Origin of the sequence: Alteromonas sp. KUL17 (genome assembly GCF_006538305.1) — a bacterium.
GTDB lineage: Bacteria > Pseudomonadota > Gammaproteobacteria > Enterobacterales > Alteromonadaceae > Alteromonas > Alteromonas macleodii.
On record NZ_BJKJ01000017.1, the window covers coordinates 70,923 to 92,379 of the forward strand.

Annotated in this window: 25 protein-coding genes; 1 reads left to right on the top strand and 24 read right to left on the bottom strand. The window is 44.4% G+C overall.

The genetic code is table 11. The features are described 5' to 3' along the window. Positions 1 to 21 precede the first annotated feature (21 nt). Together KUL49_RS14670 and KUL49_RS14675 are read right to left on the bottom strand one after the other, a co-directional pair. On the bottom strand, positions 22 to 2,304 hold the full coding sequence (locus KUL49_RS14670; RefSeq protein WP_131137791.1) for a glycosyltransferase: 2,283 nt from the start codon (positions 2,302 to 2,304) through the stop codon (positions 22 to 24). Between the two features lie 210 nt (positions 2,305 to 2,514). Further along, entirely contained in the window at positions 2,515 to 3,921 is a 1,407-nt protein-coding gene (locus KUL49_RS14675) for a mannose-1-phosphate guanylyltransferase/mannose-6-phosphate isomerase (protein WP_131137792.1), read from the bottom strand. Between the two features lie 204 nt (positions 3,922 to 4,125). Here KUL49_RS14675 and KUL49_RS14680 point away from each other — a divergent pair, with 204 nt between their 5' ends. Continuing rightward, on the top strand, positions 4,126 to 4,860 hold the full coding sequence (locus KUL49_RS14680; protein WP_207308460.1) for an SHOCT domain-containing protein: 735 nt from the start codon (positions 4,126 to 4,128) through the stop codon (positions 4,858 to 4,860). Positions 4,861 to 4,967: 107 nt separating this feature from the next. Here KUL49_RS14680 and rplQ read toward each other — a convergent pair whose 3' ends face one another. The 22 genes from rplQ to KUL49_RS14790 form a co-directional block, all read right to left on the bottom strand. Beyond that, positions 4,968 to 5,369 (bottom strand): 50S ribosomal protein L17, encoded by a 402-nt coding sequence (gene rplQ, locus KUL49_RS14685; RefSeq protein WP_012519212.1) that lies wholly within the window; start codon positions 5,367 to 5,369, stop codon positions 4,968 to 4,970. 41 nt (positions 5,370 to 5,410) lie between these two features. After that, on the bottom strand, positions 5,411 to 6,400 hold the full coding sequence (locus tag KUL49_RS14690) for a DNA-directed RNA polymerase subunit alpha (protein ID WP_039226687.1): 990 nt from the start codon (positions 6,398 to 6,400) through the stop codon (positions 5,411 to 5,413). Between the two features lie 19 nt (positions 6,401 to 6,419). After that, positions 6,420 to 7,040, bottom strand: a complete 621-nt coding sequence (rpsD, locus tag KUL49_RS14695; protein ID WP_012519214.1) for a 30S ribosomal protein S4 — start codon at positions 7,038 to 7,040, stop codon at positions 6,420 to 6,422. A 24-nt stretch (positions 7,041 to 7,064) separates the two neighbouring features. Further along, on the bottom strand, positions 7,065 to 7,457 hold the full coding sequence (rpsK, locus tag KUL49_RS14700; RefSeq protein ID WP_012519215.1) for a 30S ribosomal protein S11: 393 nt from the start codon (positions 7,455 to 7,457) through the stop codon (positions 7,065 to 7,067). Positions 7,458 to 7,471: 14 nt separating this feature from the next. Beyond that, the gene (rpsM, locus tag KUL49_RS14705) at positions 7,472 to 7,828 is read right to left on the bottom strand and encodes a 30S ribosomal protein S13 (RefSeq protein WP_012519216.1); all 357 of its coding nucleotides are present in this window, start codon (positions 7,826 to 7,828) and stop codon (positions 7,472 to 7,474) included. Between the two features lie 175 nt (positions 7,829 to 8,003). Continuing rightward, complete coding sequence (gene rpmJ, locus KUL49_RS14710) at positions 8,004 to 8,120, bottom strand: 50S ribosomal protein L36 (protein WP_012519217.1); 117 nt, start codon at positions 8,118 to 8,120, stop codon at positions 8,004 to 8,006. A gap of 38 nt (positions 8,121 to 8,158) precedes the next feature. Beyond that, positions 8,159 to 9,478 carry a preprotein translocase subunit SecY gene (secY, locus tag KUL49_RS14715; protein ID WP_014977524.1) on the bottom strand — a complete coding sequence of 440 codons (1,320 nt, stop codon included), beginning with the start codon at positions 9,476 to 9,478 and terminating at the stop codon, positions 8,159 to 8,161. A gap of 5 nt (positions 9,479 to 9,483) precedes the next feature. Further along, entirely contained in the window at positions 9,484 to 9,918 is a 435-nt protein-coding gene (gene rplO / locus KUL49_RS14720) for a 50S ribosomal protein L15 (protein WP_014950906.1), read from the bottom strand. 3 nt (positions 9,919 to 9,921) lie between these two features. Continuing rightward, positions 9,922 to 10,101, bottom strand: a complete 180-nt coding sequence (rpmD, locus tag KUL49_RS14725; RefSeq protein WP_014950907.1) for a 50S ribosomal protein L30 — start codon at positions 10,099 to 10,101, stop codon at positions 9,922 to 9,924. A 6-nt stretch (positions 10,102 to 10,107) separates the two neighbouring features. Beyond that, complete coding sequence (gene rpsE, locus KUL49_RS14730) at positions 10,108 to 10,608, bottom strand: 30S ribosomal protein S5 (protein WP_012519221.1); 501 nt, start codon at positions 10,606 to 10,608, stop codon at positions 10,108 to 10,110. Positions 10,609 to 10,617: 9 nt separating this feature from the next. After that, positions 10,618 to 10,971: a 50S ribosomal protein L18 gene (gene rplR, locus KUL49_RS14735; RefSeq protein WP_014950908.1), complete on the bottom strand. Its 354-nt coding sequence runs from the start codon at positions 10,969 to 10,971 to the stop codon at positions 10,618 to 10,620. A gap of 12 nt (positions 10,972 to 10,983) precedes the next feature. After that, complete coding sequence (gene rplF / locus KUL49_RS14740; RefSeq protein ID WP_014950909.1) at positions 10,984 to 11,517, bottom strand: 50S ribosomal protein L6; 534 nt, start codon at positions 11,515 to 11,517, stop codon at positions 10,984 to 10,986. 13 nt (positions 11,518 to 11,530) lie between these two features. Continuing rightward, on the bottom strand, positions 11,531 to 11,923 hold the full coding sequence (gene rpsH, locus KUL49_RS14745; RefSeq protein WP_012519224.1) for a 30S ribosomal protein S8: 393 nt from the start codon (positions 11,921 to 11,923) through the stop codon (positions 11,531 to 11,533). Between the two features lie 13 nt (positions 11,924 to 11,936). Next, entirely contained in the window at positions 11,937 to 12,242 is a 306-nt protein-coding gene (rpsN, locus tag KUL49_RS14750) for a 30S ribosomal protein S14 (protein WP_014950910.1), read from the bottom strand. A 12-nt stretch (positions 12,243 to 12,254) separates the two neighbouring features. Continuing rightward, complete coding sequence (gene rplE, locus KUL49_RS14755; protein ID WP_014950911.1) at positions 12,255 to 12,794, bottom strand: 50S ribosomal protein L5; 540 nt, start codon at positions 12,792 to 12,794, stop codon at positions 12,255 to 12,257. A 17-nt stretch (positions 12,795 to 12,811) separates the two neighbouring features. Beyond that, positions 12,812 to 13,126: a 50S ribosomal protein L24 gene (gene rplX / locus KUL49_RS14760; protein WP_014950912.1), complete on the bottom strand. Its 315-nt coding sequence runs from the start codon at positions 13,124 to 13,126 to the stop codon at positions 12,812 to 12,814. Between the two features lie 12 nt (positions 13,127 to 13,138). Next, the gene (gene rplN, locus KUL49_RS14765; RefSeq protein ID WP_012519228.1) at positions 13,139 to 13,507 is read right to left on the bottom strand and encodes a 50S ribosomal protein L14; all 369 of its coding nucleotides are present in this window, start codon (positions 13,505 to 13,507) and stop codon (positions 13,139 to 13,141) included. 221 nt (positions 13,508 to 13,728) lie between these two features. After that, complete coding sequence (locus KUL49_RS14770; RefSeq protein WP_131137793.1) at positions 13,729 to 15,837, bottom strand: ATP-binding protein; 2,109 nt, start codon at positions 15,835 to 15,837, stop codon at positions 13,729 to 13,731. A gap of 132 nt (positions 15,838 to 15,969) precedes the next feature. Beyond that, positions 15,970 to 17,364, bottom strand: coding sequence for a DUF4397 domain-containing protein (locus KUL49_RS14775; RefSeq protein WP_131137794.1), 1,395 nt, complete (start codon positions 17,362 to 17,364; stop codon positions 15,970 to 15,972). A 311-nt stretch (positions 17,365 to 17,675) separates the two neighbouring features. Further along, positions 17,676 to 19,346, bottom strand: a complete 1,671-nt coding sequence (locus KUL49_RS14780) for a S8 family serine peptidase (protein WP_039226695.1) — start codon at positions 19,344 to 19,346, stop codon at positions 17,676 to 17,678. Positions 19,347 to 19,856: 510 nt separating this feature from the next. Next, positions 19,857 to 20,597 carry a 23S rRNA (guanosine(2251)-2'-O)-methyltransferase RlmB gene (rlmB, locus tag KUL49_RS14785; RefSeq protein WP_131137795.1) on the bottom strand — a complete coding sequence of 247 codons (741 nt, stop codon included), beginning with the start codon at positions 20,595 to 20,597 and terminating at the stop codon, positions 19,857 to 19,859. Then, a partial coding sequence (locus KUL49_RS14790; RefSeq protein ID WP_131137796.1) for an RNB domain-containing ribonuclease occupies positions 20,598 to 21,457 on the bottom strand: 860 nt, incomplete at its 5' end.

Consider the following 21,457-nt stretch of genomic DNA (forward strand, 5'->3'; position numbering starts at 1 on the left):
ATACTTCTAGTTGTTCAGCGCCTAACGAAGCGAAAAGTTTTCATGTGTGTTGGATAGATTAGGGTTATAAGCTGTGTCATTGCACAATAGCTTTTTCCACTTTTCTTTCATGTACTCACTTTCTTTGTTAAATCGCGCCACCTTCTCCGGCGTATCTTCTTCACCGCGACTTATTGATTCATGATGATAAAGCTGGGCCCATGGTGTGAATAAGTTTCGGTAACCTGCGGTATGAACTTTTAAGCAAAAATCCACATCATTAAATGCTACTGTTAAGTCTTGCTCGTTTAATCCGCCAACTTCTTCAAACACAGACTTACGGACTAGTAAGCATGCTGCTGTAACTGCGGACATATTTTGGACAAGATGAAGGCGCGTAAAATAACCAGGTTCGCTTTTATGGAAATATTTGTGAGAGTGACCAGCTACCCCGCCAATGCCCAGTATTACACCAGCGTGTTGGATAGTATCGTTAGGATAGTAAAGCTTCGCACCTACACAGCCAATTTCAGGCCTTAGAGCATGCGACATCATCTCTGATAGCCATTCTTCGTTTATAACTTCAATATCGTTGTTAACTAAGCCAACTACTTCACCTTGGGCTTGCGAAACTGCAAAATTGTTAATTGCAGAATAGTTAAACGGCTTGTCCCATTTCAAGACTCTGAAATTAGCTTTGGTACTAGTGTACTCACTGAAGAGACCCAATGTTTTATCACAGGTCGTTTGGTTATCTACAACAATAATTTCGAAGTTCTTGTATGACGTCTTGTCGTAAATAGACTCTAGACACTGCTTTAAAATGTCATAACCATCCCTTGTAGGAATGACCAAGCTAACGAGTGGTTGCTCATTTGGCAGCGCCCAATTAACTTTATACGTATTTGGGTACTTACCTTTCTCGACTGAAGCATTCTGGCCTGATTGGTCAAGAAAGTACTTTATAGCTTCAATGCCCGCATCGGTCGTATAAGACTTAGCTGAAGCATTCGAGGCTGTTGAGTTCTCAATAACACGCCAGTGATAAAGAATGAAAGGTAAATGTACAACTTCATCATGATTAAGGCCGGCAGTCGCTCGTAGAAGTAAATCGTGATCTTGCGAACCTTCGACACCAACCCTAAATCCACCTATCTTTCTAAGCACACTTGTTTTGTATACTACGGGGTGACATATGTAGTTTTGGCTTAATAGTAAATCGGGGTTCCAATCAGGTTTAAAGTGTGGCTGATGACGATTACCCTGCTCGTCTATTTTATCTTCGTCCCCATAAAGCACTTTTGCCTTTGTGTTATCTGTTATAGCTTTCGCAAAGAAGGATAGCGTTTGAGCAGGCAACGTATCGTCATGGTCAAGCAGTAAAACGTAATCGCTAGTTACCATGCTTAAAGCGGCGTTACTTGCTTTAGATATATGCCCGTTTTCGCTCAGCAGGTTCAATTTAATATTGGCGTGCTTTTGTGCGTACGACTCTAACGTGCTTATAGTATCGGCGTTGGTCGACGCATCGTCGGCAATACATAGCTCCCAATTTTTGTGAGTTTGCTGCAGAGCAGAATCGATACACTCTTTTAAATAAATAGGGTCAGTATTATAGGTAGGAAGAATAATAGAAAATTTCACTTCTGACTGTTCTGGGGTGAAGCTTTGCTGCATTTTCTGTAATGCGCGCGGCTCGTCGAACTCTACCCAGAACGGATAGCTTTTTTCCATAGCGCCGGTAGAAAATGTTTTATTATACTCTTCGTATACTGTCTCTATTAACTTTCCGCCGTTTAGCTTAAAGTTTGTATCAAGGTATTCTTCCACATTATCCAAGTGGCTGAGCAGCTTATACAATCGCTGTTTCATATGTCGCATCGCAATGAAAGACGGCACCTTCGAAATCATGAAAGTATTCATGGTGAACTCGGTTTCCGCCTCACAGGGGTCAAAGCGAAGCATGCTATTGTTACTTTCAAGATAGAAAAGGCGGTTCACGAATTTGGTGCTGTGCCAAGGTACGTCAACGGTGGCTAGTTCGCCTTTGTGTAAGTTGGAGTACAGCTTTCCAACATGCGACTGATGGTTTGCTTCAGTGATTTTTACACGAAGAAGATACCAGCCTTTTGAAAAGTTTCGTGAAGGTATTCGGCGAGCAGGATGAATAATAAACTGTGGGTCATCACCGGTTGTCACCCAGCTTGAGCCACTACTTTCAGACGTGGTTTCAGTCAACTGGTGGTGAGGGACAATGATTAACTTTTTGGCTAGCCGATATGCTAATCGTTTGAGATTAGATGGCTTTAGTACTTTTGATAACAAAATGCGTAAACACCCTATTCCTATGCAATGCTAAACTGCTTTCCTTAATATTGCATGGTTCAGCTACTGAGCATGCAAACCAGCTATTGCCGCTAATAATAACCTATTTCAAATAGTGGCAACACAGGATATTCGTCATTTTAACTTTTAGAGAGTGCCTTGGATAAGAAAAAAGCACCTTGCGGTGCTTTTTAAAAATGTCATTCTTAATTATTTAGCAACGCGCCCATATCTATCAGAAAAACGTACAATATCGTCTTCACCGAGATATGCCCCTGACTGCACTTCAATAAGTTCAAGTGGGATTTTGCCTGGGTTTTCCAACGCGTGAACCGCACCAATAGGAATGTAAACAGACTCGTTTTCGGTAACTAGCTGCGTTTCTTCATTAATAGTTACGTTTGCACTGCCCGATACTACAATCCAGTGCTCAGCACGATGGTGGTGCATTTGAACCGATAGCTTTTCACCTGGCTTAACTGTAATGCGTTTTACTTGGAAACGAGCACCGCTGTCGATAGAGTCGTAACTTCCCCATGGGCGGAATACTTCACGGTGAAATTCAAACTCTGGGCGGTGCTCTGCTTTAAGTTTATTCACTACCGTTTTAATGCTTTGCGCGTCATCCTTATGGGCAACCATTACGGCATCTTTTGTTTCTACTACGATAACGTCTTCTAAACCAATGACAGAAACCAAACGCTGTTCAGCATTTACGTAACTGTTTTTGGTGTTTTCTAGGATAGTATCGCCTACAGTAGCATTGCCGTTTTCATCTTTCTCAGCAGTTTCCCACAGTGAAGACCAGCTGCCTACATCGCTCCAACCTGCGTCTAATGGGACCATAGCTGCGCTATCTGTTTTTTCCATAACTGCATAGTCGATCGAATCGTCTGGGCAAGTCGCAAATATATCGTGGTCAACACGGATGAAATCCAAATCTGGTGTTTCCGTGTCGATAGCACGCTTACACACGTCTAGCATTTCAGGGTTATATTTTTCTAGCTCTTCCAAATAACGGCTTGCTTTAAACATAAACATGCCGCTATTCCAGTAGTAACTGCCCGAATCTACATACTCTTTTGCAGTTTCCAAAGCAGGCTTTTCTACAAACTGTGCTACTTCAAAGCCATCGCCAGTTTGCTCACCAGCTTTGATATATCCATACCCTGTATGGGGCTGGTCTGGAACAATACCGAAAGTAACAAGTTTGCCCTGCTCTGCAAGCTTTTCGGCTTTGGCAATAGCAGTGTGAAATGCTTGGTTATCTTTAATAAGATGGTCAGCGGCCAATACAAGAAGAACAGGATCTTCGCCGTTAATAGTGGCATGAAGCGCCGCTAATGCAATTGCCGGTGCCGTATTTCGGCCAACGGGCTCTAGAAGAATGCCGCCGTGTTGGATATCTTTTTGGCGAAGCTGCTCTGCAACTAAAAAGCGGTGAGCATCGTTACAAATGAATATTGGGTTTTGAGCTGGCGTGCCTTTTAAGCGTGTGATCGTGTCTTGCAGCATAGTGCTGTCTGATGTGAGAGACAGAAACTGCTTCGGAAGCGCCGCACGAGATTTTGGCCACAAACGACTACCAGAACCACCTGCTAATACGACTGGTTTCATTTTAATTCCTTGGTGATGAAATGTCTTCTCTTCATGGAAGACGTGGTCGGTTTGTAGGTAGTATATTAATTTTGTTATCTTATTGAAACTGCGACTTGTAAATTTAAAAGGTAACTTTTTAGCTTGTATATAGAACATTGTTTGAGCAATCTTCAATTTTAGTATAACGTTACGAGAGAAGGAATATATGCTAGGAACTCACTCATGGCTATTTGCAAGAAACTTTCAGTGCTAATCTTTGCTGGCACGATACTGTCACTCGGTGGCTGTGCCACCTTGAACTACCCCTCGCCTATGCTTGAAACTGAAACGTTTGAAAAAATGATAAGCATAAAACCAGTGACTCCTACAGAAAAAATATATCGGCAATACGTACGCAATGGGATGTATTTGCAGTTTGAGAGGATGGACGAAAGCAATGTTATTTACGGCTGGTATACCTGTACAGACTGTAACTGGACGCGTACTAAAGTACTAGCAGTTTACGACGGTAGCTATTTGTACACTGTCTATGGACAACACGAAGAGTTTTTTTTAGAGTCACCTCAAAATACTCGCCATCACCCAAATTTTAGTCATTGGTCTTGGAGCGCAATTAATAAATATCAAATTGAAGGTCGAAACCTTATTTTGCTTGGTCAAATACGTAAGTGTGCTTATATGACACCAATGGTACGCGAATGGACCAACGAGGTATGGCAGAATGATGGAGAAATCGACTGCAGGTACGAAGAAAACGGGACTTTTAAACGTATATTCGTCGCGACTATTGACGAAACTCTAACAGGGAGCAGAAGCTCGATAGTAGGTGCAGAAAATGATGCGTTAGACAGCGATATCACTAGCAAGCTTTCGAAACTCAAAGACCTATACGAACGTGGTTTGATTACGCAAGAAGAATACGAGCAAAAACGAAAAGAAATATTAACTAAATTATAAAAGTGTATCGGTTGGCGTATTTGGTTGATCGTTTCCAATGGGTCAGAACAAAGCAAAAAAAGGGGCCTGAGTTTTCACTCAGGCCCCTTTTTCTAATCGAGTATTAATTACTCTTCAGTTGCTTCTACTGCTTCTTCTTCAGCTTCTACAACTGGACGGTCAACTAGCTCAACATATGCCATTGGGGCATTGTCGCCAGCACGGAAACCGCATTTAAGAATGCGAGTGTAGCCGCCTGGACGAGCTTCGTAACGAGGACCAAGCTCGTTGAATAGTTTACCTACAACCTCTTTGTCACCAGTGCGGGCGAAAGCTAGACGGCGGTTTGCAACGCTGTCTTCTTTAGCCATAGTGATTAGAGGCTCGATTACGCGACGTAATTCTTTCGCTTTTGGTAACGTAGTTTTGATCACTTCGTGCTTGACCAAAGAACCGGCCATGTTTTTGAACATAGCTTGACGATGGCTGCTGTTGCGATTCAACTGACGACCACTCTTACGATGGCGCATAGTTTTATCCTTCTCTACAAATCAGTTTGATAAAAACCTGATTAATCTTTTTCAGCGATGCTCTCTGGCGGCCAGTTTTCTAGGCGCATACCTAGAGAAAGACCACGAGATGCTAGAACATCTTTGATTTCAGTTAGCGATTTCTTACCAAGGTTTGGCGTTTTAAGTAGCTCAACCTCAGTGCGCTGTACCAGGTCACCAATGTACTGGATAGCTTCTGCTTTCAAACAGTTTGCAGAACGTACTGTCAGCTCTAGGTCATCTACTGGACGAAGCAGAATCGGATCGAATTCTGGCTTCTCTTCTTTCGCTTCTGGCTCAGACACATCACGTAGGTCTACGAATGCATCTAGCTGTTCAGCTAGGATAGTAGCAGAACGGCGGATCGCTTCTTCAGGATCCAAAGTACCGTTCGTCTCCATGTCGATGATTAGTTTGTCTAGGTCTGTGCGTTGTTCAACACGAGCAGACTCTACACTGTAAGCAATACGTTCAACTGGGCTGTATGAAGCGTCTACTAACAAACGACCAATTGGACGATCATCTTCTTCAGAGGAGCGACGGGTAGAAGCTGGTACATAACCGCGACCCATTTCTACTTTAATGCGCATGCTGATTTCAGCTTCGCCAGTTAAAGTACAAATAACGTGGTCAGGGTTTGTAATTTCTACGTCGCCATCATGCTGAATATCACCAGCAACAACAGGGCCAGCGCCAGATTTCACTAGAGTTAGGGTTGCCTCAGTTTTACCTTCAAGGCGAACCGCTAAACCTTTAAGATTTAGCAAGATTTCAATTACGTCTTCCTGAACACCTTCTTTGGTGCTGTACTCGTGAAGAACGCCGTCAATTTCTACCTCGGTAACTGCACATCCTGGCATAGATGACAGTAAAATACGACGTAGGGCGTTACCTAGAGTATGGCCAAAGCCGCGCTCTAGTGGTTCCAAAGTTACTTTGGCACGAGTAGGAGAAACGTTTTCGATCTCAACTAATCTCGGTTTTAGGAATTCAGTCACAGAACCCACAATGCTTCCTCTTTAGTTAGCTTTACTTAGAGTAAAGTTCGACGATCAACTGTTCGTTAATTTCCGCAGACAGGTCAGTTCTTTCAGGAACGCGCTTGAAAGTGCCTTCCATTTTGCTGCTGTCTACTTCAATCCAGGTTGGCTTCTCACGTTGGTCAGCCAGTTCCAAAGCAGCAACGATACGCGCTTGCTTCTTAGCCTTTTCACGAACAGAAACCACGTCTTCGGCAGAAACGTTAAACGATGGGATGTTCACAACTTGACCATTTACCATGATCGCCTTGTGGCTAACTAGCTGACGTGCTTCAGCACGAGTGCTAGCGAAACCCATACGGTAAACTACGTTATCAAGACGCTGTTCTAAAAGCTGTAGCAAGTTTTCACCTGTGTTGCCTTTTAGACGTGCAGCTTCTTTATAGTAGTTGCGGAATTGCTTTTCCAGAACGCCGTACATACGACGAACTTTTTGTTTTTCACGCAGCTGAACACCGTAGTCAGACAGGCGGCCACGACGGGCACCGTGCTGACCAGGCGCTGTATCGATTTTACATTTAGAATCGATTGCGCGAACGCCGCTTTTTAGGAACAGGTCAGTTCCTTCGCGACGGCTAAGTTTGAGTTTTGGACCCAAATATCTTGCCATGATCTTTCTCCAACTGTCCGTCGATTAAACGCGACGTTTTTTCGGTGGACGACAACCGTTGTGAGGAATAGGGGTCACATCGGTAATGTTTGTGATCTTATAACCTGTAGCGTTAAGAGCACGGATCGCAGACTCACGGCCTGGACCTGGACCTTTAACGAAAACTTCAAGGTTCTTAAGACCGTATTCTTGTGCAGCAACACCTGCACGCTCAGCAGCTACCTGTGCAGCAAATGGGGTAGATTTACGTGAACCACGGAAACCTGAACCACCAGATGTCGCCCATGCTAGTGCATTGCCTGAACGGTCTGTAATAGTCACAATTGTGTTGTTGAAAGACGCATGGATATGAGCCATACCGTCTGCAACCTGACGTTTAGCGCGCTTACGCGTGCTACGAGCTGGTGCTTTAGCCATAACTTACTCCCCGTCTACTTCTTAATTGGCTTACGAGGACCTTTACGGGTACGCGCATTAGTTTTCGTGCGCTGACCACGTAGAGGCAAGCTACGACGGTGGCGAATACCACGGAAGCAACCCAGGTCCATCAAACGTTTGATGCTCATAGAGACTTCACGGCGTAGGTCACCTTCAACGGTGAATTTAGCCACTTCGTCACGAAGCTTATCAATAGTAGCTTCGTCTAGCTCTTTGATTTTTGTATTTTCTGCAACACCAGCACCCGCACAAATGCTTTTCGCACGTGTGGGACCAACGCCATAGATCGCTTGGATAGCGATTACAGCATGCTTGTGCTCAGGAATGTTAATGCCAGCGATACGGGCCATTAACAGCACTCCTCTTGTTTATTTGTCGACGACCTAAAAAGCCCGATAGGATACTTACCCGTCGACTAAATTGCAAATTAAGGTTCAAAATACTTTTAAACAAAACTAGCAGAACCTGACAAGTATAATCCAGGTTCTGCTCACTTAGTCTTGCAAATATTCTGTTCCGCTTTGATTAGCCCTGACGCTGCTTATGCTTTGGGTCAGAACTGCAAATTACACGCACAACACCGTTGCGCTTGATAACTTTACAGTTACGGCAAATCTTTTTTACTGATGCACGAACTTTCATTACATCTTTCCCCTTTCTATCAATATTAAGGGGCTAACTTATCGGCCGTAGCCTTTAAGGTTAGCTTTCTTCAGCACAGACTCATATTGACTAGACATCAAATGTGTCTGTACTTGTGCCATAAAGTCCATGATAACTACTACGATAATGAGAAGCGACGTACCACCGAAGTAGAACGGCACATTCCAAGCAATTAGCATGAATTCAGGCACTAAACAAATAAAGGTTATGTACAGTGCGCCAGCCAGTGTAAGGCGAGTCATTACCTTGTCAATGTATCGTGACGTTTGCTCACCCGGGCGGATGCCTGGAATAAACGCGCCAGACTTCTTCAAGTTATCTGCTGTATCACGCGGGTTGAAAACCAACGCCGTGTAGAAGAAGCAGAAGAAGATAATCGCAGCTGCATATAACATCACGTACAGCGGTTGACCAGGAGATAGCATAAGCGCTACATCTTGCAACCACGCTGTTGATTCATTCTGTCCGAACCATCCTGCGATGGTACCCGGGAACAGAATAATGCTAGAAGCAAAGATTGGTGGAATTACACCAGCAATGTTGACTTTCAGCGGTAAATGGGTGCTTTGCGCAGCAAAAACCTGACGGCCTTGCTGACGTTTTGCGTAGTTTACCACAATTCTGCGCTGTCCGCGCTCTACAAATACAACTAGGTATGTAAGAGCGATAACAATCACGCCAATCAACAGTAGGAACAACAAGTTAATGTCGCCCTGCCTTGCTTGTTCCGCAGTCTGACCTATCGCTGTTGGCAGACCGGCAACAATACCAGCAAAAATCAATATAGAGATACCGTTACCAATACCTCGTTCGGTAATTTGCTCACCCAACCACATAAGGAACATAGTTCCTGTGACTAGGCTCACTACTGCCGTAAAGTAGAATCCGAAGCCAGGGTTTATCACCAATCCATTAATCAGGTTAGGCAAACCGGTCGAAATTCCAATTGATTGGAAGATAGCCAATACAAGCGTTAGATAACGCGTGTACTGACTAATTTTACGACGGCCTGCTTCGCCTTCTTTTTTAAGCTCCACCATCGGTGGGTGAACCACCGAGAGCAACTGCATGATAATGGATGCAGTAATGTATGGCATAATGCCCAAAGCCAGAACGGATGCACGCTCAAGCGCACCACCAGAGAACATGTTAAACATTTCTACAATGGTGCCTTTTTGTTGCTCGAACAAGTCAGCAAGTACAGCTGGATCGATGCCAGGGATAGGAACGTAAGAACCTAGTCTGAATACAACAATCGCACCAAGTACGAACAACAATCTTGCCTTAAGCTCACTCAAGCCGCTTTTAGCGCCTGAATCCAATCCTGGTTTAGCCATCTAGCTTATTCCTCTACTTTACCGCCAGCAGCTTCAATCGCTTCTTTAGCGCCTTTAGTAACCTTTAACCCGCTTACTGTAACAGCGCGTGATACTTCACCGCTCTTAACAACTTTAACGAACTGGATTTCTTTCTTAACGATACCAGCTGCTTTTAAAGTCTCAAGAGACGCAGTATCACCATCAACCTTCGCGATTTCAGCAAGAGTTACTTGATCAGTAACAAAGCTCTTGCGTGAAGTGAAACCGAACTTAGGAAGACGACGCTGGATAGGCATCTGACCACCTTCGAATCCTGGCTTAACGCGGCCACCTGAACGGCTTTTTTGACCTTTGTGACCGTGGCCACTCGTTTTACCAAGACCTGAGCCGATACCACGACCAGAACGCTTACCAGTAGGCTTTGAACCTTCGGCTGGAGAAATTGTATTTAAACGCATGTCTTACTCCTCCACTATCTCAACCATGTAATATACACGGTTGATCATGCCACGAACGGCTGGGGTATCTTCCAGTTCACGAACATGGTTGATTTTACGAAGGCCTAAACCTTTAAGCGTAGCTTTGTGCTTTGGCAGACGGCCAATTGCACTTTTAGTTTGCTTTACTTTAATCGTTGCCATGTCTGATTACCCCAAAATTTCTTCTACAGACAATCCACGCTTCGCAGCAACTTTCGCCGGGCTGTTCATTTCTGTCAGCGCGTTGATTGTTGCACGTACAACGTTGATTGGGTTTGTAGAGCCGTAACATTTTGAAAGTACGTTTTGTACACCAGCTACTTCAAGTACTGCACGCATCGCACCACCAGCAATAATACCGGTACCTTCAGATGCTGGCTGCATGTAAACTTTAGAGCCAGAGTGACGACCTTTAATCGGGTGCTGTAACGTGTGACCGTTAAGGTCTACGTCAACCATGTTGCGACGTGCCTTTTCCATTGCTTTTTGGATTGCAGCAGGTACTTCACGTGCCTTACCGTAACCAAAACCAACGCGACCGTTACCGTCACCCACTACTGTCAATGCAGTGAAACTAAAGATACGACCACCTTTAACCACTTTAGATACGCGGTTTACGGCGATCAATTTCTCTAGAAATTCACCATTTTGAACGTCTTGTTTAGCCATTATAAACTCCTAGAACTGAAGACCAGCTTCGCGAGCTGCATCAGCTAATGCTTTAACGCGACCGTGGTATTGGAAACCACTGCGATCGAAAGCCACTGTTTTAATGCCTTTCTCAAGCGCGCGCTCTGCGATTGCTTTACCGACTACCGTCGCTGCTTCAGCGTTACCTGTAGACTTAAGATCTTTTGCAAGATCTTTCTCAACAGTTGAAGCCGCTGCCAACACTTCAGAACCGCATGGAGCGATTAGCTGAGCGTAGATGTGGCGAGGTGTACGGTTAACTACCAAGCGATGCGCGGCCAGTTCACGAATTTTTGCTCGTGCGCGAGTTGCGCGACGAATGCGAGCTGTTTTCTTATCCATCGTATCACCCACCTACTTTTTCTTAGCTTCTTTACGACGTACGTGTTCGTCAGCGTAACGTACACCTTTACCTTTGTAAGGCTCTGGTGGACGGTAACCACGAATGTTCGCCGCAACCTGACCAACCACCTGCTTATCGGCGCCTTTAACGACGATTTCAGTTTGGCTAGGAGTTTCAACCGTAATGCCTTCAGGCATTTCGTATGCTACAGGGTGAGAGAAACCTAGTGTAAGGTTTAGTTTGTTACCTTGTGCTTGTGCACGGTAACCAACACCTAACAACTGAAGTTTTTTCTCAAAACCTTCTGAAACACCTTGAACCATTGCGTTAAGGATAGAGCGCGCAGTACCAGCCTGTGCCCAACCGTCAACAAAGCCTTCACGTGGAAGTGCTTTAAGTTGGTTCTCTTCCTGTGCAACTTCTACAGCGTCGTTGAAAACGCGGGTCAAAGTGCCTTTACTACCTTTAACAGTAACTTCTTGACCAGAGATAGAAACTTCTACACCTGATACAACGTCTACTGGGGCTTTTGCTATACGTGACATTTCAACTCCTCCGTTATGCTACATAACCGATGATCTCACCGCCCATGCCAGCGTTACGCGCTGCACGGTCAGTCATCACACCTTTAGAAGTCGACACGATAGCTACGCCTAAACCACCCATAACCTTTGGAAGCTCATCTTTTTTCTTATAGATGCGCAGACCAGGACGGCTTACACGTTCGATAGTGTCAATTACTTGCTTGCCTTCGAAGTACTTAAGCGTAACTTCTAAAACAGGCTTAACGTCACCAGAAGCAGCGAAGTCAGTAATATAACCTTCAGCTTTCAATACTTCACAGATTGCAACGCGAAGTTTTGAAGAAGGCATAGTTACAGAAACTTTCTGTGCCATCTGGCCGTTACGGATGCGGGTAAACATATCCGCGATAGGATCTTGCATGCTCATTATCAGCTACTCCTTACCAGCTGGCTTTCTTAAGGCCAGGGACTTCACCGCGCATCGCTGCTTCGCGAAGCTTAATACGGCTAAGACCGAATTTGCGTAGGTAACCATGTGGACGACCAGTAACACGACAACGGTTACGTTGACGAGACTTACTAGAGTCACGTGGCAGTTGTTGTAGCTTCAGAACAGCGTCCCAACGCTCATCTTCAGAAGCGTTAACATCGCTGATAATCGCTTTAAGTGCGGCGCGCTTTTCAGCATACTTAGCTACTAGCTTAGTACGCTTAGCTTCACGTGCCTTCATTGATTCTTTTGCCATAACCCTACACCCCTACTTTTTGAATGGGAAGTTAAACGCGTCCAGCAGAGCACGTGCTTCTTCATTTGTATTCGCACTGGTAGTGATAGTGATATCCATACCGCGAACCTTATCCACTTTATCGAAATCGATTTCAGGGAAAATGATTTGCTCACGCACGCCCATGCTGTAGTTACCACGTCCGTCGAATGATTTAGGATTCAAACCACGGAAGTCGCGAACACGTGGGATAGCGATTGAAATCAAACGCTCTAGGAATTCCCACATACGCTCGCCGCGTAGGGTTACTTTACAGCCAATCGGATAACCTTCACGGATTTTAAAACCCGCTACTGATTTTCTAGCAACTGTAACAACAGGCTTCTGACCGGCGATAGCCGTCATGTCAGCTTGAGCATTCTCAAGTACCTTTTTGTCAGCAACTGCTTCACCTAAACCCATGTTTAGAGTGATTTTTTCAATCCGAGGGACTTGCATGACGCTTTTGTATCCGAACTGCTTAGCAAGTTCAGCTACTACTGTTTCTTTATAGAAATCATGCAGTTTCGCCATCGTACTCTCCAATATAATTAAACAAGTTCGCCGTTAGACTTGAAGAAACGTACTTTCTTCTCATCTTCGAAACGGAAACCAACGCGATCTGCTTTGCCCGTTGCCGGGTTAACAATCGCAACATTAGAAACGTGAATAGAAGCTTCTTTCTCAACGATGCCACCAGCTACGCCCAGTTGTGGGTTTGGCTTAGTGTGCTTCTTAACGAGATTAACGCCTTCTACAATTACACGGTTATCAGCAATAAGCACTTTAAGGACTTTGCCTTGTTTGCCTTTGTCTTTACCCGCTAATACGACTACTTCATCATCACGACGAATTTTATTAGCCATTATCGTGACTCCTTATAGTACCTCTGGGGCCAATGAGATGATTTTCATGAAGTTTTCACTTCTCAACTCACGGGTAACCGGGCCAAAGATACGCGTACCAATTGGTTGCTTGTTAGCATTAAGCATAACAGCCGCGTTACCGTCAAAACGAATGGTAGAACCATCTGCACGACGAACGCCTTTTCTAGTACGCACCACCACTGCATTCAGTACGTCACCTTTTTTAACTTTACCGCGAGGAATTGCTTCCTTAACAGTAACTTTGATGATGTCACCGATACCTGCATAACGGCGATGCGAGCCACCAAGAACCTTAATACACTGAACCCTGCGAGCGCCGCTGTTGTCTGCAACGTCCAGGTTAGTTTGCATTTGGATCATGTTAGTGCTCCGCTCTTAAAATTAAGACTCTCCCGAGTCGTTAGTGCTGCTAAAAACAACTGGATGTCGTTGCTTTTATGTACATACCCCCATAAAAAGGGCGCGAAATAATAACAGAAAACATTTGGAAGTGATAGCGGTAAATTGAATTATTTTTAAACTATGTGAGCAATAAAAAAGCCCCGACTAAAAGTCGGGGCTGATAACCACGTCATAGGTTATCAAGCAGGATCTTTTAGGCGATTTTCATTACTTACAAGCTGCTTACTCAAGTGCCTGTAAAGGCACTCTTTCAACCGGCTTACACCAACAGGTTTTGATATGAAGTCATCCATGCCGGATTTCAAGCATTTTTCTTTGTCGCCGGTTAACGCATTTGCGGTTAATGCAATTATTGGGATGTCCCGTGCCTTGTCTCCCATTGACCTAATTAGCTTCGTCGCCTCTAATCCATCCATTACAGGCATATGGCAGTCCATCAAAATGATTGTGTAGGGTGACTTTCCTTTTAATGCACCTTTAACTTTTTCTACTGCCTCTTCACCGTTTTCTGCTAAATCGGCGGTAATGCCTATCTCTTTTAGTTGCTCTTTAATGACAAGCTGATTTATTTCATTGTCTTCAACTATTAGTGCTTTAAACGCGCTCAGTTCCTGTTTAGAAGGGATATAAACAGCATTATGGCCACATGCTTTTTCGGCTACGGTGCCTGCGTTAGCATCGTCTAGCATGAGGGTTACGATAAATCGCGCCCCCACGCCTAAATCGCTGCACACCTCAATTTTACCACCGTAATGCTTCACGATTTGACTAACTATAGACAACCCTAAGCCTGTGCCACCATATCTTCGCTGCGTCGAGTTTTCTGCTTGTACGAACGGCGAGAAAATGAGCTTTTGCTGTTGCTCGCTAATTCCGATCCCTGAATCAGTCACGATTAGCTTTACTCTGAACCGCCCTTTTCCGTATCGGGTGCTTTTAGTTTCAACCGTTACCTTCCCCACTTTTGTGAATTTAATGGCGTTATTCAATAGGTTAATCAGAATTTGCCCAATTCTTAGTTTGTCAGCTATGAAGGTTTTGCCCTCAACCCCCTTTGTGCTTACTGAAAGTTCAATACCTTTCTCGTGAGCTAGCCGTGTGAACATCGGCACTTGCTCTTCTATGGTGTCGGCAAGGTTGGTGGGCGATTCTTCAAACGACATGTTGCCAGAGTCGATTTTAGAAAAATCCAATATATCATTCACGATGTTGAGTAATGAATCTGTACTTTTCATAGCAATAGAGGCATGTTCTAGCTGGGTAGAATTTAGCGAGGAACTAATAAGTGCTTCAAGCATGCCCTGTACCCCATGAATTGGTGTTCTTATTTCATGGCTCATATTCGCAAGGAACTCACTTCGTGCTTTCAAGGCGCTTTCTGCCATATCCGTTTTTTGCTGCAGCATTGCCTTGTCCATGTGAAGCTGCGTAATATCAACTGTAGCACCAATTACCTTAACGCAACGGTCATTTTCCATGACCGGATGAGTGCGGCTTTGTAACCAACGGGTTTCTCCTGCATCGGTGCGAACTTCAAGTTCATAGGAAAAGTCTTCGCCGGTTTTTATCATCTGATTGAACTGGGCGACGTATTTATTCCGCTGGTCTTCATCAACCACGAATTTGATCACGTCTTCTGGCTTTACTACTTTTTCACCATGCACATGCAGCATTCGCTTCAGTGCACCAGACCAAATCAATGCTCCGGTATCAATATTTAATTCCCATGTACCTACACCGGCAAGGTTAGTCACTTGGTGTAATAACGAGTTTCTCTCTTCTAATATCGCTTTTTGCGCATTGAGATTACTTATCGCTTGTTGACGCTCTAATTCGTTGCCTATCCACGATGCAAGCAAAAGTAAATAATCCATCTCTAAGGACGTAAAGGGTGTGTCCCGTGGACCGAGAGATGAGAAGTTTACTGTACCGAAAAATTCACCATGTACTCGCACTGGTGAAGCGAGATAACTCTTTAATGTGTATTTTTCAAAACACGGATGCGAGGCACCTGGCGCAGTATCTATATTGTGATAAGCCACAACAGCATCGCTGTTCACCACGTCTGCACAGTAAGTGTCTGGTAATGCGAAGGTCGTATTTAATGGTATATCGTTGTCGGGCGTAATAACGCTAAGCACACGGTAATTATCGCCTTGAATGTTACTTACAATCCCTGTTTCCAACCCGAGTATTTCCGTACCTATGCTTAGCAAGCTCTCGAGCTTTTTATCAAATGAAAGTGCTTTGTCATTTGATATGGTTTGTAGATCTTTAATGATACTCATGAGGATTTTCGCCCTCCCGGACAGCAAGTAAAAAGGCCAACGTTTTTAGCGTTGACCTTTTAAACTTACGTGAAATATACGCAGATGAAAGTTTTCACCCTTATCAATTAGTATAATAAATATACTAACCGACTAATAAAGCACGTTAATTTCATATCCCGTTGGCGTATCCGCTGGCTCAACAGTAACTATATAGTTTTCTTCCTCTGTAAAGCCAAACAGCGCAGTTCTATCAAGCAGCACCTGCTCCTCGTTGTCATCTTCGTATACGGCAATCACTTCATAGTAGTCTGACGGCAGCACTTCACTGGTACTTTCAGCAAATTCAAGATTCTGTATATCGTACTCAGCAGTATCAATGGTTTCGTCATTTCTTACCAAGTAGAAGTCTACGTCATCAAAGTCGCTAACTAAGTTGATGAAGTTTACTGTCTTATCATAGGCCTGAGGCAAACCACTTTCTACAAAGGTTGCTGCGCCTAATTTATTGTTGGTGTTGTAGATAAGAATAGCCTTACTCTCACCCTGATTAAGCGTAATTAGCTTGTTGCTCAGTGACGTTACTGTACCTGATGGGTCGGTTACGGTAACGCGATAATCGCCATAGCGGATAGTACTAAACTCAGACAACTCGCCTGCCGCGAGTGTAAAACTGACGTCCTCTTCATCAGTGTTTCCACCAAAGGTAACCTGAAGCTCTGCATCCAGATTCGTAGAATTGTAAATACGATACTGTGAATCTGCTTCTACATCTGTAAGCGCCGTAACTGATGAAGAGTTAAGAATAGTGTCTACAACTAGCCCTTCTTGAATGGCGCCACTGACATCGCGCAGTGTCATCAGATACTCAGTTTCGTATACAAAATCGATAGTTTGTGATTCAAAGACAACATCGTCACTTCCTGGTTCGGTCAAATAAATCGTGTACTCGCCCTCATCAAAGTATTCACTGTCATCATCTGCATCCCAGAAGTCAAATTCAATCATGTCGCCCGTTGTGACCGAGCCAAGGAAGTTAGCTGCTTCAAACGGGTCGCCAGACTCACTCATGTAGAAATCATAAGAAGATTCATCTACTGCTACCGATAAAGCGAATAGGCGGAAGTGATCTTCCAATGTTTCGCGCTTATAGGAATAGGTGTTAAAAACGGGGTTACTAAAGTCACCACTCATCACAACAATGGTCTTATAACCGGTTTTTAAGTTAACGGTAATTTCGTCAATAAAAACTTCTTGGTCGTCTGAATCAGTTCGAATGAACTCGAGTTCTAATTCTCCATCATCCATAGAGTACATTGACGTAGTATCACCAAATTGAGCAGAGCCAAAGCTATCGCCATCAACTTCACGCATTTCTACATTGGCACCGTTAGGCGAAGCGTTGTAAAACTGAATGTAAGCATACGAATAATCTGTGCTACTGCTGCCTGAGCCACCACAAGCGGTAAGCCCAAGCAGTGCAATAAGCCCAATTGCCACTGTTTGGAACCATGTTCCACGAAGCAAAGATTGAGAGGTCAATTGCATAAATTGGATGTCCTTTGAAGTTGTTCTTGGTTGGATAAAGCCTGCGTAAAAGCAAATAGGCACATGTAGAGAGTGCTGATCTTGGCACGCACAATACAGCGATATGGCTATGTGAATAGGGCTTAGTTCGCAGCTTTACGTCAACTTTGCAAAGCTGACCTTTCTTTATGGAAACTTGACATTCAAGCTTCTAAAAATGCTGGTAAAAGGCATAGATGTGCGAATAAACGTAAGCAAACCGCGCACAAAACTGAAACAAAAAAAAGCCTGCATAAGCAGGCTTTAACTGTGTCTTAGGGAGACGGGATTACTTACTCATACGAGTATGATAGCGTCACACCGCTGTATGACGAATAAGCGCGAATACCAATGTGCCACGTGCCTGACGCTGGCGCGTCGAATGTACATACTTCGCTGTTGCCATTTTGATAAGGACGACAATCATAGCTATTCGTTTCTGGCTGTGAGCCAAACTTCACGTATAGATCGGCATCACCTGAACCACCAGAGGTACGAATAGTCATCTGCGTTACACCTTCAGGAATCGTCCAAGTGTAGCGGTCCCAGTTTCTGCGCGTACCAGAAAGGCCGGTTAGCTGACCTGATACTGGTTCTACGCCAGGCTCAGAGCCGCCACCGCCACCAGTACCGCCACCGGCACAACCGTTGGTGTTAAGGTAGTTGTAGGCATCAGCAAGCTGCATTAAGCCATAACCGTAGAAGTTATCACGACCCGCACTGCCTTTATCTTCTGCCGTTGCATTAAGTGCACTACGAATTTGATTGTTTGAACACTGCGGGAAGTAACTCCACACTAGTGCTGCACCACCAGCTACGTGTGGCGTCGCCATAGATGTACCGCTGAGTGAAGCGTAGGTATTTGTTGGATAGGTAGACTGAACTGCACTGCCTGGCGCGGCAATTTCAACCTGATCGTTATATTGGCTGTAGCTTGCACGATTTTCGTTTGAGTCTACTGCCGCAACTGACATTACTGCATCATATGAAGCAGGATAAGACTTCGCACTGTTACCATCGTTACCTGCCGCCGCAACTAACAACATGCCTGCATCTGTGAAGCTCTGCATTGCATTTCGCTCGGTAGTTGACGAACTGCCGCCACCTAAGCTCATGTTAACAACGTTCGAGCCGGCATCCTGACACTGGGTGATAGCATCGATAAGGTCAGATGCGTAAGTCCATTGGCCATTGTCGTTAAAGATTTTAACGATATGCATATCCACGCCAGGATACACACCAACCACACCTTCGTTGTTATCGTATGCTGCAATGGTGCCCGCTACGTGGGTACCGTGACCGTTACCATCGTTATACCAGTTACCTACAGCACTATTGTTTGCCTGACCTGTAACGCCATCGTTTGTTCCAGGCAAATCTGGATGACCCAGGTTGTAACCTGTATCGATGATACATACTTTGCGAGCCGTAGTATCTGACTGTGCAAATTGATTAGCCTGAACCATGGTGTAGCCGTAAGGCGTGGTCTGCGCCATAGGCTTACGACGAACGTCCACTTCAATACTTTCTACGTTTGGATTTTTACGAAGCTTGTTCAGCGCTGACTTACTCATCGTAGCTGCTACCATTTTATGCTTCTTAAGCTCTTTCTTAATTGCACCACCTGCTTTTCTTACTTCTGACTTAGCAGACGCGATATCGAAAGGCTTTTTACCTTTTACTTTGGCACTTGAGATTTGACCTTTACCTTTTAATGCACTCACTTCAACCGTTTCACTGGTCATCTCATCTTTGAACTTGATGATGTAACGCTCTTGGTCAGTGGTGACAAGACGATCGACAGTCAATCGCTTACCTAGTGCTTGTTTTAGGGTTTGAGGCTTTTCTTTAACTTTTACCAGACCTTCGCCTGCTGCCATTGCAGAATTACCCATTAAGCCAAGTGATACAGCTAGAGCAGCTGCTGTTAGACATGTGTGTTTCTTATTTAATTTTGAGTTCAAAATTTATTTCCTGTTTTATCTGTCTTATTAACTTCAACACTGTTTTATTCCGTGCTTTGGAAGCTATTTGTTATTAAATGACATACAGGTATAACCATTACCTCATACGAAAAGCTCATCCATGACAACCGACGCAACTGCGTTGCAACGACCTACCCGTTTGTCAGGTATGCAAATAAACGGTATTACCAATTATTTACAGAGCTCATATTAGGCGGCGAATCAGGCTGTTGAGTATGTTGCCTTAACCCTGGTGAGCATTTTTAATACCTTTAAAAATGCACAAAAAACAACACAACTTATGAAGAGCGCGCCAAATGTGTATTACGAGCAGATTCATGGTAGGAATAAAAACTATAATTAACATTAATTTTACAATTTGAGATGTAACAAAATATTAAACTCTTTATAAGTTTTACTTAAATATAAAAAAAGCGTGTACCCAAAGGTACACGCTTTTTTAAAAACCAATTGAAAACTCATTAGAGGCTCAATTCTAGCAACTTAGTCTCATAAACTGCGCTGTCTTACGATCTCGTATAAGCACACCCCGGTTGCTACCGACACGTTTAAACTTGTCACACTGCCAGCCATAGGAAGCTTCACTAACTCATCGCATGTTTCTTTGGTGAGCCTACGCATGCCCTTACCTTCAGCCCCCATTACTAATGCAGTTGGGCCTTTCAGGTCTACATCATAAAGGGTCTTATCGGTTTCACCGGCTGTGCCAACAATCCAAAGGCCTTTATCTTGAAGGTGCTTCAAGGTTCTGGCCAGGTTCGTGATTTGAATAAGTGGAACCACTTCAGCTGCACCACAAGCCACCTTTCTTACTGTGCCGTTTAAGCTTGCTGATTTATCTTTCGGTACTACTACCGCGTGCACCCCTGCTCCATCTGCAGTACGCAGGCACGCGCCTAGATTATGCGGGTCGGTAACACCGTCTAGTACCAAAATTAAAGGCTGCACTTCGCTTTCTAAAATTTTGTCCAAATCGGCTTCATCTAGCACGCGTGCGGGTTTTGCTCTTGCTACCACGCCTTGGTGTTGCTCTCCGCTCACTTTGTCATCTAGCGCCTTGCGCTGACAAAACTGAACGGAAATACCGAAACGACGGGCTTGGTTAACAATGTTGGTTAGGCGCTCGTCATTGCGACCTTTCAACACCAACACTTCCATTACACGCTCGGGCTCTTTTTCAAGTACCGACTGCATGGCATGTAAACCGTATAACCATTCTTGCTGCGCCATTTAACGCTTACCTCTTTTATTCAATGACAGTGTTTTGCCGCTACTACCGCCTTTGGCGCTGCCGCGACTTGACGATTTTCCACCGCTACGACTAGACGAGCTTGAGCCGCCTTTGCCTTTGTTCCCTTTTTTATCAGAACGCGAGCCTTTATCAGAGCGTGATTTGTTATCAAAACGAGTAGGTTTATCTGAAGCCTTTTTCGCAGACCTCACTTTTACCTTCTTACCCTTAGTGCCGCGCAGCATAGACTTATCGAGTAATAAATCAATCTTTCTTTCATCAAGATTGACCGCTGCTACGGTTACTTCAACCGTATCACCCAATCTGAACTGGCGAAGGCCCGACTCACCAACCAGCGCTTGTTTTACATCGTCATAGTGATAATAGTCATCATCTAGCGATGTAATGTGTACTAGGCCGTCGATGTGGTATTCGGTAAGGCGTATAAATAAACCAAAGTTTGTCACCGAGCTGACTACACCTTCAAAAGTGTCACCAACGTGGTCGAGCATAAACTCACACTTAAGCCAATCGGCCACGTCACGGGTTGCATCATCGGCGCGACGTTCTGTCATAGAACACTGTTCGCCTAACTGTTCAATTTCTTCAGCGGTGTAATTTTTCGCGCCACTTACCGCTTTTTTGCCTTGCTGCTTAGCAATAATGCCTTTCAATGCACGGTGCACCACTAAGTCTGGATAACGACGTATCGGTGACGTAAAGTGCGCATAGGCTTCTAGCGCCAAACCAAAGTGACCTACATTGTCACCATCGTACACCGCTTGCTTCATGGAGCGCAGCAGCATGGTTTGAATAAGTTCTTCGTCTACTCGACCGCGGGTTTTAAGCACCACATCGG

What these genes read in the sequence shown, in the direction of transcription:
- rpsH (WP_012519224.1), bottom strand. Translation starts at nt 11,923, where the DNA reads ATGAGCATGCAAGATCCTATCGCGGATATGTTTACCCGCATCCGTAAC.
- secY (WP_014977524.1), bottom strand. Translation starts at nt 9,478, where the DNA reads ATGGCTAAACCAGGATTGGATTCAGGCGCTAAAAGCGGCTTGAGTGAG.
- rplR (WP_014950908.1), bottom strand. Translation starts at nt 10,971, where the DNA reads ATGGATAAGAAAACAGCTCGCATTCGTCGCGCAACTCGCGCACGAGCA.
- rpmJ (WP_012519217.1), bottom strand. Translation starts at nt 8,120, where the DNA reads ATGAAAGTTCGTGCATCAGTAAAAAAGATTTGCCGTAACTGTAAAGTT.
- KUL49_RS14775 (WP_131137794.1), bottom strand. Translation starts at nt 17,364, where the DNA reads ATGCAATTGACCTCTCAATCTTTGCTTCGTGGAACATGGTTCCAAACA.
- rlmB (WP_131137795.1), bottom strand. Translation starts at nt 20,597, where the DNA reads ATGGCGCAGCAAGAATGGTTATACGGTTTACATGCCATGCAGTCGGTA.
- rplO (WP_014950906.1), bottom strand. Translation starts at nt 9,918, where the DNA reads ATGCGTTTAAATACAATTTCTCCAGCCGAAGGTTCAAAGCCTACTGGT.
- KUL49_RS14675 (WP_131137792.1), bottom strand. Translation starts at nt 3,921, where the DNA reads ATGAAACCAGTCGTATTAGCAGGTGGTTCTGGTAGTCGTTTGTGGCCA.
- rpsM (WP_012519216.1), bottom strand. Translation starts at nt 7,828, where the DNA reads ATGGCCCGTATCGCTGGCATTAACATTCCTGAGCACAAGCATGCTGTA.
- rpsE (WP_012519221.1), bottom strand. Translation starts at nt 10,608, where the DNA reads ATGGCTAAACAAGACGTTCAAAATGGTGAATTTCTAGAGAAATTGATC.
- rplF (WP_014950909.1), bottom strand. Translation starts at nt 11,517, where the DNA reads ATGTCACGTATAGCAAAAGCCCCAGTAGACGTTGTATCAGGTGTAGAA.
- rpsN (WP_014950910.1), bottom strand. Translation starts at nt 12,242, where the DNA reads ATGGCAAAAGAATCAATGAAGGCACGTGAAGCTAAGCGTACTAAGCTA.
- rpmD (WP_014950907.1), bottom strand. Translation starts at nt 10,101, where the DNA reads ATGGCAACGATTAAAGTAAAGCAAACTAAAAGTGCAATTGGCCGTCTG.
- rplN (WP_012519228.1), bottom strand. Translation starts at nt 13,507, where the DNA reads ATGATCCAAATGCAAACTAACCTGGACGTTGCAGACAACAGCGGCGCT.
- KUL49_RS14770 (WP_131137793.1), bottom strand. Translation starts at nt 15,837, where the DNA reads ATGAGTATCATTAAAGATCTACAAACCATATCAAATGACAAAGCACTT.
- rplE (WP_014950911.1), bottom strand. Translation starts at nt 12,794, where the DNA reads ATGGCGAAACTGCATGATTTCTATAAAGAAACAGTAGTAGCTGAACTT.
- KUL49_RS14680 (WP_207308460.1), top strand. Translation starts at nt 4,126, where the DNA reads ATGGCTATTTGCAAGAAACTTTCAGTGCTAATCTTTGCTGGCACGATA.
- rplX (WP_014950912.1), bottom strand. Translation starts at nt 13,126, where the DNA reads ATGGCTAATAAAATTCGTCGTGATGATGAAGTAGTCGTATTAGCGGGT.
- rpsK (WP_012519215.1), bottom strand. Translation starts at nt 7,457, where the DNA reads ATGGCTAAAGCACCAGCTCGTAGCACGCGTAAGCGCGCTAAACGTCAG.
- rpsD (WP_012519214.1), bottom strand. Translation starts at nt 7,040, where the DNA reads ATGGCAAGATATTTGGGTCCAAAACTCAAACTTAGCCGTCGCGAAGGA.
- rplQ (WP_012519212.1), bottom strand. Translation starts at nt 5,369, where the DNA reads ATGCGCCATCGTAAGAGTGGTCGTCAGTTGAATCGCAACAGCAGCCAT.